Source organism: Pseudomonas sp. GOM6 (assembly GCF_029537485.1).
Classification (GTDB): domain Bacteria; phylum Pseudomonadota; class Gammaproteobacteria; order Pseudomonadales; family Pseudomonadaceae; genus Aquipseudomonas.
In genome coordinates, this window is the sequence record NZ_JARPUS010000020.1 from 53,399 (window position 1) to 67,615 (window position 14,217).

16 protein-coding genes are annotated in these 14,217 nt (G+C 65.2%); 9 read left to right on the plus strand and 7 right to left on the minus strand.

Annotated elements, in window-relative coordinates; genetic code table 11:
- The first annotated feature begins 134 nt into the window (after positions 1-134).
- Positions 135-1,019 carry a pseudouridine synthase gene (locus P7A97_RS18690; protein ID WP_277691870.1) on the plus strand — a complete coding sequence of 295 codons (885 nt, stop codon included), beginning with the start codon at positions 135-137 and terminating at the stop codon, positions 1,017-1,019.
- On the opposite strand, the gene P7A97_RS18695 is transcribed toward P7A97_RS18690, so the two are convergent.
- Positions 1,020-1,934 carry an AraC family transcriptional regulator gene (locus P7A97_RS18695; RefSeq protein ID WP_277691871.1) on the minus strand — a complete coding sequence of 305 codons (915 nt, stop codon included), beginning with the start codon at positions 1,932-1,934 and terminating at the stop codon, positions 1,020-1,022. It abuts the gene before it with no gap.
- Between the two features lie 110 nt (positions 1,935-2,044).
- Positions 2,045-2,785, minus strand: a complete 741-nt coding sequence (locus tag P7A97_RS18700; RefSeq protein WP_277691872.1) for a transporter substrate-binding domain-containing protein — start codon at positions 2,783-2,785, stop codon at positions 2,045-2,047.
- A gap of 264 nt (positions 2,786-3,049) precedes the next feature.
- On the opposite strand from P7A97_RS18700, the gene P7A97_RS18705 reads away from it, so the two are divergent.
- Positions 3,050-3,361, plus strand: a complete 312-nt coding sequence (locus P7A97_RS18705; protein ID WP_277691873.1) for an antibiotic biosynthesis monooxygenase family protein — start codon at positions 3,050-3,052, stop codon at positions 3,359-3,361.
- Between the two features lie 7 nt (positions 3,362-3,368).
- On the opposite strand, the gene P7A97_RS18710 is transcribed toward P7A97_RS18705, so the two are convergent.
- Both P7A97_RS18710 and P7A97_RS18715 read right to left on the minus strand, forming a co-directional pair.
- The gene (locus P7A97_RS18710; RefSeq protein WP_277691874.1) at positions 3,369-3,665 is read right to left on the minus strand and encodes an I78 family peptidase inhibitor; all 297 of its coding nucleotides are present in this window, start codon (positions 3,663-3,665) and stop codon (positions 3,369-3,371) included.
- A gap of 66 nt (positions 3,666-3,731) precedes the next feature.
- Positions 3,732-4,331 (minus strand): short chain dehydrogenase, encoded by a 600-nt coding sequence (locus tag P7A97_RS18715; protein ID WP_277691875.1) that lies wholly within the window; start codon positions 4,329-4,331, stop codon positions 3,732-3,734.
- 111 nt (positions 4,332-4,442) lie between these two features.
- Between P7A97_RS18715 and P7A97_RS18720 the strand changes: the two genes are divergently transcribed.
- Positions 4,443-5,357, plus strand: a complete 915-nt coding sequence (locus P7A97_RS18720) for a LysR family transcriptional regulator (RefSeq protein WP_277691876.1) — start codon at positions 4,443-4,445, stop codon at positions 5,355-5,357.
- Here the strand turns inward: P7A97_RS18720 and P7A97_RS18725 are convergent.
- Positions 5,347-6,270, minus strand: coding sequence for a LysR family transcriptional regulator (locus P7A97_RS18725; protein WP_277691877.1), 924 nt, complete (start codon positions 6,268-6,270; stop codon positions 5,347-5,349). The genes P7A97_RS18720 and P7A97_RS18725 overlap by 11 nt on opposite strands.
- A 109-nt stretch (positions 6,271-6,379) precedes the next feature.
- Here P7A97_RS18725 and P7A97_RS18730 point away from each other — a divergent pair, with 109 nt between their 5' ends.
- From P7A97_RS18730 to P7A97_RS18745, 4 genes are all read left to right on the plus strand, one after another.
- Positions 6,380-7,222, plus strand: a complete 843-nt coding sequence (locus P7A97_RS18730) for a type 1 glutamine amidotransferase domain-containing protein (RefSeq protein WP_277691879.1) — start codon at positions 6,380-6,382, stop codon at positions 7,220-7,222.
- 143 nt (positions 7,223-7,365) lie between these two features.
- Complete coding sequence (locus P7A97_RS18735; RefSeq protein WP_277691881.1) at positions 7,366-8,049, plus strand: type 1 glutamine amidotransferase domain-containing protein; 684 nt, start codon at positions 7,366-7,368, stop codon at positions 8,047-8,049.
- A gap of 3 nt (positions 8,050-8,052) precedes the next feature.
- Positions 8,053-8,472, plus strand: coding sequence for a VOC family protein (locus P7A97_RS18740; protein ID WP_277691882.1), 420 nt, complete (start codon positions 8,053-8,055; stop codon positions 8,470-8,472).
- A 7-nt stretch (positions 8,473-8,479) separates the two neighbouring features.
- Positions 8,480-9,136, plus strand: a complete 657-nt coding sequence (locus P7A97_RS18745; RefSeq protein ID WP_277691883.1) for a cupin domain-containing protein — start codon at positions 8,480-8,482, stop codon at positions 9,134-9,136.
- Here P7A97_RS18745 and P7A97_RS18750 read toward each other — a convergent pair.
- Positions 9,133-10,362 (minus strand): NADH:flavin oxidoreductase/NADH oxidase family protein, encoded by a 1,230-nt coding sequence (locus tag P7A97_RS18750; protein ID WP_277691885.1) that lies wholly within the window; start codon positions 10,360-10,362, stop codon positions 9,133-9,135. The genes P7A97_RS18745 and P7A97_RS18750 overlap by 4 nt on opposite strands.
- Positions 10,363-10,788: 426 nt before the next feature.
- On the opposite strand from P7A97_RS18750, the gene P7A97_RS18755 reads away from it, so the two are divergent.
- Together P7A97_RS18755 and P7A97_RS18760 are read left to right on the plus strand one after the other, a co-directional pair.
- Positions 10,789-11,220 (plus strand): MerR family transcriptional regulator, encoded by a 432-nt coding sequence (locus P7A97_RS18755; protein ID WP_277691887.1) that lies wholly within the window; start codon positions 10,789-10,791, stop codon positions 11,218-11,220.
- A gap of 33 nt (positions 11,221-11,253) precedes the next feature.
- Positions 11,254-13,614, plus strand: coding sequence for a DNA polymerase II (locus P7A97_RS18760; RefSeq protein WP_277691889.1), 2,361 nt, complete (start codon positions 11,254-11,256; stop codon positions 13,612-13,614).
- Positions 13,615-13,738: 124 nt separating this feature from the next.
- Here P7A97_RS18760 and P7A97_RS18765 read toward each other — a convergent pair.
- On the minus strand, positions 13,739-14,217 hold a 479-nt coding region (locus tag P7A97_RS18765), incomplete at its 5' end, for a hypothetical protein (RefSeq protein WP_277691891.1).

Sequence of the window (14,217 nt, forward strand, 5' to 3'; positions counted from 1 at the left end):
CTGCACCACCCCGCTGGCGAGGGGCAGATACAGTCGCGGGACAAATACCCGAACCACTGTGCGCTTGTCGTGGCGGGCAGCGTTTTGCCGTCGCCTGAGGAATAATGCACGGCTTTCGCCCGCCAGGATTGCCGATGTCTTCCCGCCCCTTGCACGTTCGCCCCAGCTATCTGCACCTGCCCGCCGGTGACTGGGCCACGGTGCTCGATTGCCTGTGCGAGCGTTTCCCGCAGATTTCCCGGCAGACCTGGTTGCAGCGCATGGCCCGTGGCCTGGTGCTGGATGCCGAGGATCGCCCGTTGGGGCCGGACGAGCCTTATCGCGAGGCGCTGCGGGTGCAGTATTTTCGCGAGATCGCCAACGAGCGGGAGATCCCCTTCAACGCCCGCATCCTGCACCAGGACGCGCACATCCTGATTGCCGACAAGCCGCATTTCCTGCCGGTGATGCCAGCTGGTGATTATGCCGAGCAGACGCTGCTCACCCGTCTGGTGCGCGAGACCGGCAATCCGCATCTGGCGCCGCTGCACCGTATCGACCGGCATACCGCCGGGCTGGTGCTGTTCTCCAGCAACCCGCAGACCCGCGGTGCCTACCAGGCGCTGTTTCGCGAACGGCGCATCGACAAGGTCTACCAGGCCATCGCTCCGGCCCTGCCGCAGCATGAGTTCCCGCTGCGCCGCCGGTCGCGGCTGGAAAAGGGTGAGCCGTTCTTCCGCATGCGCGAAGTGCCCGGTGAGGCCAACAGCGAAACCCTGCTGGAGGTGCTGGAGCGCCACGGCGAGCTGTGGCGCTATCGCCTGTGGCCGATCACCGGCAAACAGCACCAGCTGCGCGTGCACATGGCGGCGCTGGGCGCGGCGATCAGCAACGACAGCTTCTACCCGCTGCTGACCGACGAAAAGGGTGTGGACGATTTCAGCCGCCCGCTCAAGCTGCTGGCCCAGGAGTTGAGCTTCGACGACCCGCTGACCGGCGAGCGGCGGCAGTTCCGCAGCGAGCTGGAGCTGGTCTGGTAGTCAGCCCGTTTCCCGCAGTCGGGCCAGGTCGCGAATCGGCGGGGCGCCGAACAGGCGGCTGTATTCTCGGCTGAACTGCGAGGGGCTTTCATAGCCGACTCTATAGCCGGCGCTAGACACATCGAGGTTTTCGCACAACATCAGACGCCGCGCCTCCTGCAGGCGCAGTTGCTTCTGGTACTGCAGCGGGCTCATGGCGGTCACCGCCTTGAAGCGGTGGTGCAGGGTCGAGGTGCTGAGGTTGGCCTCGCGCGCCAGATCGTCGATGCGCAGCGGCTTGTGGTAATTGAGGTTGAGCCATTCGATGGCGCGGTTGACCCGGTGCGCCTGGCTGTCGGCGGTGGCGATGTCGCGCAGTAATTGACCCTGCGGGCTGCACAACAGGCGGTAGAGAATCTCGCGGCGAATCAGCGGTGCCAGCATGGGGATGTCGCGCGGTGTTTCCTGCAGGCGCAGCAGGCGGATCAGCGCATCCAGCAGGGGTTGATCCATGCGGTCGACATGCAGGCCGCGCCCGCTGCTGCGCTTGGTCACGGCAATCGGGCCGGCGCTGCTGATCAGCTCGCCCAGCTCCAGTGGGTCGAGGTCCAGACGCAGGCTCAGGTAGGGCGCAGCCTTCGATGCCTGGGTTACCTCGCCGGTGACCGGCAGGGTGACCGAGGCCACAAGGTAATGCAGCGGGTCGTAGACGAAGCATTCCTCTTCCAGGCGCACCACTTTCTGCCCTTGGGCCATGATGCACAGGGCCGGACGGTACAGGCAGTGGGTGATGGGCGAAGGCTCGCTGGCGCGAAACAGCACCAGATCGGCAATGGCGCTCTCGTGGATGCCGTCTTCCCGAGCGATGCGGGCGATCAGCTTGGCCAGCTCCTGGCGTTGCGCTTCCAGGCTGGTTTCGAGGGGGGCTGCAGACATGGGCGTTCCTCCAGAATGGGCGCAGCTTAGCCAGCGGCTGCAGGCCTGTCCCGCGCGGACGGGAAGATCGGCAGGATTGGGCAAGTGCTCCGCAGAATCGTGCAGGCCCGTTAGTGTGCGTACAGGGCTTGCAGGCGCTGGTAGCGGCCGTCGCGGATCAATTGGGCAAGCGCCTGACGCCAGCGTGCCACTTCGCCTGCGGGGGTATCGATGGACAGCGCGATATAGCCTTCGTCGCGGCCCAGCGAGACAGCCGTCGCCGTGACATCCGCTGCGGCGACCTTGGCTTCGGCCAATTTGCGCTGCAGGTCGCTGTCGGCCGAGGCCACCAGTTGTACGCGACCTGCGGCCAGCATGCGGAAACAGCCGGCATAGGAGTTGGCCCTGTGTACCTGGGTGAAGGCGCGGTCGCTGAGCAGGCTGTCGTGCGAGCTGCCGTTGAGCACGCAGACGGGGAGTGTGACGGCGTCTGCTATCACGCGGATGTTGGTCGGCTCGGCCTTCAGTTCGTAGAGGTAGTCGGTTTCCTGCAACGTGGGGCCGACCCAGTGCACCAGACGTTCACGTTCGCGGGTGCGGCTGAGGTTGAACAGCACCACATGAGCGCGTGACTGCACCATCTTCAGCCCGCGTGCCAGGGGGACTTCGAGGATGGGGGCGGGTTGCTGCAACTCGTCCAGCAAGGCACGCACCAGTTCCACGTAGAAGGCGCGCTTGCCGCCATGTGGATGTCCGCGCAGCTCGCCGTCGATCAGGCTGGCCTGGCTGCCCAGGCTGTGGGTATAGATCTGCCAGTCCGCACTCTGGGCGGGTAGCGCCGCAAACAGCAGGAGTAGCAGCAGTCTTTTCAAGGGCGATCTCGTCTGCAGGAACCGGACGCAGGTTGCAATGTCCGGGCCGTTATTGCAAACCGCTGCAGATTTTCTACGCCAGGCAGGATCGTACAAGTCACAGGCAGCATCTGGTTAACGCTCCGGGCCAAGGCGCAGGCACTCTGCCTGACAGGCGCTGTTCATCATCAGCGGGTGTTCATGTTGCACATTGCACGAGTACAGCCGCTGCAACAGCCATGTTCATTGGCTCTCAACTGAGCGGTGCTTGCGGAGGATGAGTGGATGAAGCGAGCAATCATTGGCCTGGCCAGTTTTCAGGCGCGCGAGGGTGGCGGCGCCCAGCTTGGTCTGCACCTGGGGGAATTGCGACTGCAGGTGCAGGGCGATGTGGAGTGCCTGGGGTGTGAGCTGCACCAGGGCCTGCAGGGCCGTGACCACTGGTTGCTGCGTAGCCTCTGGCACTCCGAAGAGGCGTTGCAGGCACACCTGGGCCTGCCGCACATGCAACTGCTCGGGCAGTTGATGGGCAGCGGCCTGATTCGACACATGGCGCTGCGCATCGAGCTGTCCGCAGTGCAAAGCCCGGCGGCCTAGCGCAGGATCAGCCGCAACTCAGGCGCACGATGGTGTCGGCGTCGTCGATGTCGATGTTCAGGCGCTGCGGGTTGTAGTCCATGGTCACCGGCTGGTTGGGCTGGGTGACGCGCAGGTACTTGGCACCGGACTCCACGCGGGCTTCCTCGGCCATCTCGGTGGTGATGCGCTGATCGACGAAGTGCTGCACCGCTTCGGCGTTGCAGCGACCATCGCCACTGTGCGCAGCGGGCGTAGTCTCGGGGCTGGAGGAGCAGGCGGCCAGCAGGCCGCAGAGGGTCAGTAGGCTGATTGCGCGGTACATGGGGGCGTCCCTGTGTGAAACACGCCCCCACGGTGCCACCGCCAGGCCACTCAGGCAACCGTGGCTTCACAGCACCCGATAGACCTGGCCGGTCTGCAGACCCTCCGCGCTCTTGGCGTAGGCCAGCGCCACGGTGGCTGCCGGTACCGCCTTGAAGCCGCGGAAGTAGGGACCGTAGGCCGGCAGCGATTCCTCCAGGATGGTCGGGCTCACCGCATTGATGCGCAGGCCGCGTGGCAGTTCGATGGCCGCGGCGCGGGCGAAGGCGTCGACGGCGGCGTTGACCGTGCTCACGGCGGCACCGTAGCGGATCGGGTCCTCGCTGAGGATGCCGGAGGTGAGGGTGAAGGAGGCGCCGTCGTTGGCGAACTCGCGGCCGATCAGCACCAGATTCACCTGGCCCATCAGCTTGTCGTTGAGGCCGACGGCGAACTCCTGCTCGCCCAACTCTTCCAGGGCGCCGAAGTGGGCGTTGCCGGCGGCGCTGATCAGCGCATCGAACGGGCCGATCTGTTCGAACAGGCGGCGAATGGAGGCGGTGTCGCTGATGTCGACCTGGTACTCGCCGCTGCTGCGGCCGACCCGGATGATCTGATGGCGTTCGCCCAGTTCGCGTTCGATGGCCTGGCCGATGGTGCCGCTGGCGCCGACAAGGATGATTTTCATGATTGGACTCCTGATTGCGTGGTTGATGGGGCCAGTCTAGGGTGCCTGCTGTTGCCAATAATCCAGGCAATGTGAAACCTTTGGTTTTCATATGGAAACAATGGGTGCGGCATGAGTGACCTGGAAGACCTGGCAGCCTTTGCCCAATTGATCGAGCTGGGCAGCTTCACCGCAGCGGCCGAGCGCCTGGGCTGCAGCAAGGGGCAGTTGTCCAAGCGCATCAGCGCTCTGGAAAGGCGCCTGGGCAGCCAGCTGCTGCACCGCACTACCCGCCGCCTGCACCTGACCGCCGCCGGCGCGGCCCTGTTGCCCGAGGCGCAGGCGCTGCAGGCCCAGGCGCAGAAAGCCCTGCAGGTGGTGCAGGGGCTGCAGGAGGAGGTGGCCGGCAGCGTGCGGCTGACGGTGCCGGTGTCGCTCGGCGAGACCTTTTTCGATGCCCTGCTGCTGGATTTCGCTCGTCAATATCCCCGGGTGCGCATCGAGCTGGACCTGGCCAACACCTACCGTGACCTGATCGCCGAAGGCTTCGACCTGGGCATTCGCTCCGGGCAGCAGCTGGATGAGCGTCTGGTGGCCAAACCCCTGTTCGCCCTGCAGGAGATCACCTGTGCCACGCCCGGCTACCTGGCCCGCCACGGCACGCCGCAGGTGCCGGCGCAGCTGGTCGAGCACGAGTGTTTGCTCAATACCCACTACAGCGGTTTCGCTGAATGGCTCTACCACCGCCAGCACCAGCTGGAGCGGGTGGCGGTGGCCGGGCAGCTGGCCAGCAACCACTACAGCTTGCTGAAGAAGGCGGCGCTGAGCGGCGCCGGCATCGCGCGTCTGCCGTCCTACATGGTGCAGGAGGAGCTGCGCGACGGCCGCCTGCGCTGGCTGCTCAGCGATTACCAGACGCGTAGCACGCCGGTGTTCCTCGTGCATCCCTGGCAGGGCAGCCTGCCACGGCGCACCCAGGCGCTGGCGGACTACCTGCTCGGCTGGTTCGAGCGCAGCCGCCAGGTGCTCGATGGCCTCAGGGTCTGAGTGAACCGGCCACCTGCTGAATCTGCTGGCGCAGCCAGCGGCGCAGCGGGTCGGCCTCGGTGCGCTCGTGCCAGATCTGCATGACGTCCACCCGCGGCAGCTCGAGCACCGCGGGCAGGGGGTGCAGGCGCAGCTGCGTGTCGCGCGCCACCGCCTCTTCGGCCACCGAGCGCAGGCAGGTCAGCAGCATCTGGGTATCGCGAATCAGGCGGGTCGGGGCGATGAAGCTGGACAGCCCGGCAGCCACCCGGCGCCGGTGGCCCAGGCGCTCCAGGGCGCGATCCACCAGGCCGTTGAGGTCGCCGGTCAGGGTCGTCAGCAGGTGTTCACAGGCGAGAAACGCCTCCAGGTCGAGCCCTCGTGCCAGCCAGGGGTTACCGGCATCGGCCAGCACCACGAAGTCTTCGGACAGCAGGCGCTGCTGGTGAAAGGTGTCCGGCAGGTTGTCGTAGAAGCCGGCGATGGCCAGGTCGCAGGTGCCTTTCTCCAGTTCTTCGCGCGGCAGCAGGCCGCGGGTGTTGTGGGTGATCAGGATCAGGTTCGGTGCCTGTGCGCGCAGGCGCGGCAGCAGGTGCGGCAGCAGGGTCTGCTCCATGTAGTCGGTGGTGAAGAGGTGGATGCGCTCGGCGCGCTGCAGGAAGTCGCGGCCATCGCATTGGTCGTAGAACGCCTCCAGCTCCGCCACCAGGCGCTGTACCTGGGTCGCCAGCTGGTGCGCCCGTGGCGTCGGCGTGAGGCCGCGCGGCGCACGCACGAACAGCGGATCGCCGAAGGCGTGGCGCAGCTTGTTCAGCTTGTGGCTCAGCGCCGGCTGGCTGAGCGCCATGCGCTGGGCGGCCTGGGTGGCATTGCGCTCCTGATAGAGCACATGGAAGACCAGCAGCAGATTGAGATCCTTGTTAGCGATATTCACTTTTTGGATACCAGGAATAAGAGCTTTCGAATTATCGAATCATAACCGTCCGCCTAAGATTCGCCTCATTCGAACGGGTCACCGTTCTGCGCATGCTCTGGAGGCACCCATGAAGACGTTTAAACCGCTTGCCCTGGCCGTGCTGGCCAGCCTGATTGCCACGCCCACTTTTGCCGCCGAGCCCAAGGGCCAGGTGCTGGTGCTGCTGTCCAGCGAGAACCAGCTGGCGCTCAAGGATGGCCAGCGTTACGCCACCGGCTACTACCTCAACGAGTTCGGCGTGCCGGCCGACCGCCTGCTCAATGCCGGCTACCAGCTGGTGCTGGTGACGCCCAAGGGCAACGCGCCGAGCGTGGACCAGCGATCCGTCGACCCGCAGTACTTCGGCGGCGATGCGGCCGAGATGCAGCGTATCCAGCAACTGGTGGCCGGGCTGCCGGACATTGGCGACACGCTGTCGTTGGGTGAGGTGCTGGCGGGCGACCTGAGCCACTACGAGGGGCTGTTCATCCCCGGGGGCCACGCGCCGCTGATCGACCTGGCCAACAACCCGCAGGTCGGTACGTTGCTGCGCCACTTCCATCAGGCCGGCAAGCCCACCGCCGCCATCTGCCATGGGCCCATCGCGTTGCTGGCGGCGCAGGCTGACCCGCAGGGCTACGAGGCGGCGCTGGTACGCGGCGACAAGCCGGCGGCTGCCGACTGGACCTACCAGGGCTACCGCATGACCATTTTCTCCGACCCGGAGGAGGCGGTATTCGAGGGCTCGCTGCAGGGCGCACGCATCCGTTACTACCCGGCGCCTGCCATGGCTGCCGCCGGTGGCCAGATGCAGTACGCCAAGGCCTGGCAGCCGCACGTGGTGGTCGACCGCGAGCTGATCACCGGGCAGAACCCGTTCTCCGACAAGGCGCTGGCCGAAGCCCTGATCGAGCAGCTGGACGCACGTTGAACCCGCCGTTAAGCCGGGCCGTTTCTGCGTGCCCTCCACTTTCCGAATGTCAGAAATAAAAGTTTTCGAATGTTCGAGCCGAGGCTGAGGTCCTAGCCTCTACCCATCGCAATCGCAGCGGGCGCTGTCCCGAGGAGTTGTTCATGAAGATTCTGCTGGTTCTTACGTCCCACGACCAACTCGGCAACACCGGCCACAAGACCGGCTTCTGGCTGGAAGAGTTCGCCTCGCCCTATTACGTGTTCAAGGACGCCGGGGCGCAGATCACCCTGGCTTCGCCCAAGGGCGGCCAGCCGCCGATCGACCCGAAGAGCGACGCCCCGGACGCGCAGACCGATGCCACCCGGCGCTTTGCCGGCGATGCCGAGGCGCAGCAGGCACTGGCCGGCACGCTGCCACTGGCCCAGGTGCGCGCCGAGGACTTCGATGCCTTGTTCTACCCCGGTGGCCACGGCCCGCTGTGGGACCTGGCCGAAGACGCCACCTCCATCGCCCTGATCGAGCGTTTCATCGCCCTCGGCAAGCCGGTCGGCGCCGTGTGCCATGCGCCGGGCGTGCTGCGCCACGTCAAGGCCGCCGACGGCACGCCGCTGGTGCGCGGCAAGCGTGTCACCGGTTTCAGCAACAGCGAGGAAGATGCGGTGCAGCTCAGCGATGTGGTGCCCTTCCTGGTCGAAGACATGCTCAAGGGCCACGGCGGGGTGTATGGCCGTGGTGAGGACTGGAGCAGCCACGTCGAGGTCGACGGGCTGCTGGTCACCGGGCAGAATCCTGCCTCTTCGGATGCCAGCGCCGAAGCTCTGCTGGCCCTACTCGAGCGGAACTGATCGATGAAATACCTGCATACCATGGTCCGCGTCCGTGATCTGGACGCCTCCCTGCGCTTCTACCGCGATGCTCTTGGCCTGGAAGTGGTCAAGCAGCGCGAGTACCCCCAGGGTCGTTTCACCCTGGTCTACCTGGCCGCCCCGGGCGATCACGACGCCCAGGTCGAGCTGACCTACAACTGGGACACCGAGGACTACGGCGGTGCGCGCAACTTCGGCCACCTGGCCTATCTGGTGGACGACATCTACGCCGCCTGCCAGCGTCTGCAGGAGCACGGCGTGACCATCAACCGTCCGCCGCGCGATGGCCACATGGCGTTCGTGCGTTCGCCGGACCTGATCTCCATCGAGCTGCTGCAGAAGGGCGAGCCGCTGGCACCGGCCGAGCCCTGGGCCTCCATGCCCAACGTCGGCAGCTGGTAAGCCCGGCATGCGCCTCAATGCCGACTTCAGCCTGCCGGTGGTGATCCGCCCGGGCGATGCGCCTTGGGTGGCCTCGCCGTTGCCCGGGGTGGAGCGGCAGATGCTCGACCGCATCGGTGAAGAGCTGGCGCGGGCCACGTCCATCGTGCGCTACGCGCCGGGCTCGCAGTTCAGCGCCCACAGCCATCCCGGCGGCGAGGAGTTTCTGGTGCTGGAGGGGGTGTTCTCCGACGAGCGCGGCGACTACCCGGCCGGCACCTATGTGCGCAATCCCATCGGCAGCCGGCACACGCCGTTCAGCCGCGAGGGCTGCACCATTTTCGTCAAGCTGATGCAGTTCGCCGTGGAGGACACGGCCGAGGTGGTGGTCAATCACCATCACGCCGCCTGGCAGCCTGGCGTAGCGCCTGGCCTGGACGAGCTGGTGCTGCATCGCTTCGCTACCGAGCAGGTGCTTTTACAACGCTGCCCGGCCGGTACGACGGGGGCGCCGCGACATTACCCCGGCGGCGCGGAATATCTGGTCTTGCAAGGCTGCCTGCAGGACGAGCGGGGCACCTATCCGGCGGGCAGCTGGCTGCGCTGCCCGCCGGGTTTCACGCACACACCGTGCAGTTCTGAGGGTTGCCTGCTCTGGTGCAAGACCGGGCACCTGCCGGCTTAAGCGCTGGTCATCAGGCGTTTGTACAGGCGCGTGCGCCGCGCTGTCTTGATCTGCTCGGTGAGGAAGGCGCGCAGCGGCGAAACGTTCGGCTTGCTGGCCTTGCCGTGGCTCAGGCGGCGCATCTGGAACTTCACCGTGGCCATGTAGGCCAGCGCGGCCAGGGTCTTGTTCTTCCAGCGGATCGGCGGCAACTCGGCGCTCAGTTGCTGCTCGCCGGCCTGCCAGCGCTTGGGCAGGCCCGGCTCGATGGCCAGGGCGGTGGCGATGCCGGCCACGGCCACGCCGCTGTCCAGCACCTGTTCGACCACCGGCAGGCGGCGGATACCGCCGGTGACCATCAGCGGCATCTTGGCCACGGCGGCGATTTCCCCGGCGAACTCTAGGAAGTAGGCCTCGCGGGCCAGGGTGCGCCCGTCGCGCGCATCGCCTTGCATGGCCGGTGCCTCGTAGCTGCCACCGGACAGTTCGACCAGATCCACCGGCAGCGCATTGAGCAGCTCGACCACACGCTTGGCATCGGCAGCGTCGAAGCCGCCGCGCTGGAAGTCTGCCGAGTTCAGCTTGACCGCCACGCAAAAGCCCGATGAAACGCGAGCGCGCACGGCCTTGACCACCTCCAGCAGAAAGCGCGCGCGGTTCTCCAGCGGGCCGCCCCAGCTGTCTGTGCGCTTGTTGGTCAGCGGCGAGAGGAACTGGCTGAGCAGGTAGCCGTGTGCCGCGTGAATCTGCACACCAGTGAAGCCGGCCTGCTCGGCCAACTCGGCGGTGCGGGCGAAACGCTGGATCAACGCACCGATCTCTTCGTCGGTCAGCGCCTTGGGCACGGGGAACAGCTTGGACAGCCCGCCCATGTCCAGCGCCACGGCCGAGGGTGCGACGGTGGGCTGGCCAAGGTTGGCCTGCATCTGCCGGCCGGGATGGTTGATCTGCAGCCAGAACTGCGCGCCCTGGGCACGACCGATACGCGCCCACTCGCGGAATTTGTCCAGCTGCCGGTCATCTTCCAGCACCACGCCACCGGGGCCGGTCATCGCGCGGCGGTCGATCATCACGTTGCCGCTCAGCAGCAACCCGGCGCCACCCTCGGCCCAGGCGCGGTAAAGGCGCAGCAGTTCGGTCGAAGGGCCCTGGCTGGCATCGGCCAGGTTTTCCTCCATCGAGGCTTTGCCGATGCGGTTGGGAATGACGGCGCCGTTGGGCAGTTGCAGGGGCTGGAAGGGTGACATAAGGCGGTTCTCCCGGTAGAAGGTGGAGCAAGCCTAATGTTGAAGTCAACTTTAAGGTCAAGAGTTTCAGGCAAAGAAAGTGTCGCGGTGTTCGGTTGTTGTAAGAGCAGGTAGGTTGCGTTGGGCCGGGTAGGTTGGGGCAGGCTGGCTTTGTGGGAGCGACTTCAGTCGCGATGAAGGCAGCGCAAAAGCATCGCGACTGAAGTCGCTCCCACACACTGCGTCAATACAAACGAACCTGCGCCGGGCTCGCCGGTTGGCTGCAGCCTGGTAGGGCGGGTGAAACCCGCGCTGGTGATGCACGAGATCCTTCTCGCGGCCGGTTTTTGTGGGAACGGCTTAAGCCGCGAGGCTTTATTGCGCATAGCCATCGCGACTGAAGTTGCTTCTATGTCTGTATTTGCCCCATCTGAGAGGAGAGCAACCATGAAAATCGGTGAACTGGCCAAGCGCTCTGGCCTGGCGGCCTCGCGCATCCGCTTCTACGAGGCCAGCGGCCTGATTTCCGCCCAGCGCCAGGCCAACGGCTACCGCGAGTACACGGAACAGACCCTGCAAACCCTGGGCATCATCATCTGCTCGCAGCAGGCCGGCTTCAGCCTGGAGGAGATCCGCAACCTGCTGCCGGACCCTGAGGCGCAGAGCTGGCGCCACGATGAGCTGCTGGCCAGCTTGCGGCGCAAAGTCGCAGAGATCGAGGCCATGCAGCAACGCCTGGCGCAGAGCAAGGCACACCTGCTGGCCATCATCGACGGCGTCGAGAGCAAGCCCGAAGGCATGGCCTGCAGCGCCAATGCCGAGCGGGTGCTGGCTTCGCTCCAGGATGAACCGGCTGCCGCGCTGCGCCGCACTCGCTAGAATCGCCGGCTGTTTTCGCGATTGGATGCTGTGGTGACTCTACAACGGGGCTTCGTTTTGACCCGCCATTGGCGCGATACCGCCGCCGGCACCGAGGTGGAGTTCTGGCTGGCCAGCGATAGCGGCCCGCAACGCGTGCGTCTGCCGCTGCAAACCTCCGTCGCCTTCATCCCCGCCTCGCAGCGCGAACGGGCCGAGACCTTGCTGCAGGGCGAGCGCGGCGTGGAGCTGCGACCGTTGGGCCTGCAGGACTTTCGCCGGCGCCCGGTGCTGGGTCTGTACTGCCGCTCGCACCGCCAGCTGATCAAGCTGGACAAACACCTGCGCCGCCATGGCGTGGATGTCTACGAGGCCGATATCCGACCGCCCGAGCGTTACCTGATGGAGCGTTTCATCACCGCGCCCGTGCAGTTCGCCGGCAGCCCCGACGGGGAAGGTGTGCTGCTCGATGCACGGCTCAAGCCCGACCCGGACTATCGCCCCACGCTGCGCCTCGCCTCCCTGGATATCGAAACCAGCGAGCGTGGCGACTTGTATTCCATCGCCCTCGAAGGCTGCGGGCAGCGCCAGGTGTATATGCTCGGCTCAGCTCCCAGCGTGCCGGCCGAGGTGGATTTTGACCTCGAATACTGCGCCAGCCGCACCGAGTTGCTGCAGCGCCTGAATAGCTGGCTGGCCGAGCACGACCCGGACGCCATCATCGGCTGGAACCTAGTGCAGTTCGACCTGCGCGTGCTGCACGAGCATGCCCGCCAGTTGCAGGTGCCGTTGCGCCTGGGGCGGGGCGGTGACGAGATGGAATGGCGCGAGCACGTCAACCAGAAGCACTACTTCGCCTCGGCCACTGGCCGACTGATCATCGACGGCATCGAGGCGCTGCGCTCGGCCACCTGGAACTTCCCCTCGTTCAGCCTGGAGAGCGTGGCACAGAGCCTGCTCGGCGAGGGCAAGGCGATCGACACACCCTATGAGCGCATGGACGAGATCAACCGCATGTTCGCCGAGGACAAGCCCGCACTGGCGCGCTACAACCTCAAGGACTGCGAACTGGTCACGCGCATCTTCGCACACACCAAACTGATCGACTTCCTGCTGGAGCGCTCGGCCACCACCGGTCTGGCCGCCGACCGCAGCGGCGGCTCCGTGGCGGCCTTCACCCACCTGTACCTGCCGCCCATGCACCGCATGGGCTACGTCGCGCCCAACCTGGGCGAAAAGATGCCCCAGGCCAGCCCCGGCGGCTTCGTCATGAACTCGCGCCCGGGCCTGTACGAGTCGGTGCTGGTGCTGGACTACAAGAGCCTGTACCCCTCGATCATCCGCAGCTTCCTGATCGACCCGGTGGGGCTGATCGAAGGCCTGGCCCACCCGGATGACGAACACTCGGTGGAGGGCTTTCGCGGCGCCCGCTTCTCGCGCAGCCAGCACTGCCTGCCGGCCATCGTCGAGCGCGTGTGGCAGGGCCGCGAAGCGGCCAAGCGCGAGGGCAACGCCGCGCTGTCGCAGGCGCTGAAAATCATCATGAACGCCTTCTACGGCGTGCTCGGCTCCAGCGGCTGCCGCTTCTTCGACACTCGCCTGGCGTCGTCCATCACCCTGCGCGGCCACGCCATCATGCGCCGCACCCGCGAGCTGATCGAAGCCCAGGGCTACCAGGTGATCTACGGCGACACCGACTCCACCTTCGTCTGGCTCAACCAGGCACATGCCGAAGAAGACGCCGCACGCATCGGCAGGGCCCTGGTGCAGCAGGTCAACCAGTGGTGGCGCGAGCATCTGCACAGCGAATACGGCCTGACCAGCGCCCTAGAACTGCAGTACGAAACCCACTACAGCCGCTTCCTCATGCCCACCATCCGCGGCGCGGAGGAGGGCAGCAAGAAGCGCTACGCCGGCCTGGTGCAGCGCGCCGACGGTAGCCACGACATGGTCTTCAAGGGCCTGGAAACCGTGCGCACCGACTGGTCGCCACTGGCTCAGCAGTTCCAGCAGGAGCTGTATCGACGCATCTTCGAGCGGCGGCCCTATCAGGACTATGTGCGTGACTACGTGCGCCGCACCCTGGCCGGCGAGTTGGATGAGCTGCTCGTCTACCGCAAGCGCCTGCGCCGCCGCCTTGACGAATACGAACGCAACGTACCGCCCCATGTGCGCGCCGCGCGCCTGGCCGACCAACACAACCAGCGCCTGGGGCGCCCGCAGCAATACTCACGGGGCAGCTGGATCAGCTACCTGATCACCACCGCCGGCCCGGAACCCCTGGAAAGCCGCACCGCCCGCATCGACTACGAGCACTACCTGACGCGCCAGCTACAGCCCATCGCCGACGCGATATTGCCGTTTGTGGGGGATGATTTCAGGGACTTGGTGGATAAACAGATGGGGTTGTTTTGAGACGCGGTGGAGTCTTGCGAGCACCACGGTTTCCTGTGTCTGACGATTAAGCGAAGGGGCTGGCTTTAGCCGGATCCGAGTGAGCGAAGCGAGCGATTTGAATGACTTGTTATGCGGTGCACGTTTACTTTTTTGCTAACCCACGAATGATATCCAGCTTATTGGCTGGTGCATTTGGCGACATAAAATCTGGAATTGTATTCTCATTTCTTTTTGGCCTAGCAAGAAATGCTGCGGGCCACTCTGTAATTCGGTTTTCTATAACATGGACGTATTGGCCGGGCTCAGGTTCATCAATGTACTCTTTTTGGAGAATCAAGGCCAAAGGCTCTTCTGTGCCTTTATGTGAGGCTGAAAACTCTAGCGCCTCTTCGTATGTTTCAAAAGGATAGAAATAGTCACTACCATCATAGTAGTCTTCGGCCCCATCATGGGGGTGACACCAAACTCGATATTCCAAAACTTCGTCCCAAACATAGCCGCCTCCAGCTTTCGCTAAGGCATCATATTGGCCTACCTTTTCGGGATATCTAACTTTCGGATATTTACTCAAAAAATTTCCTTGCATAACGATTAAGCTAACGGGCGAGCAAAAGCGCAGCT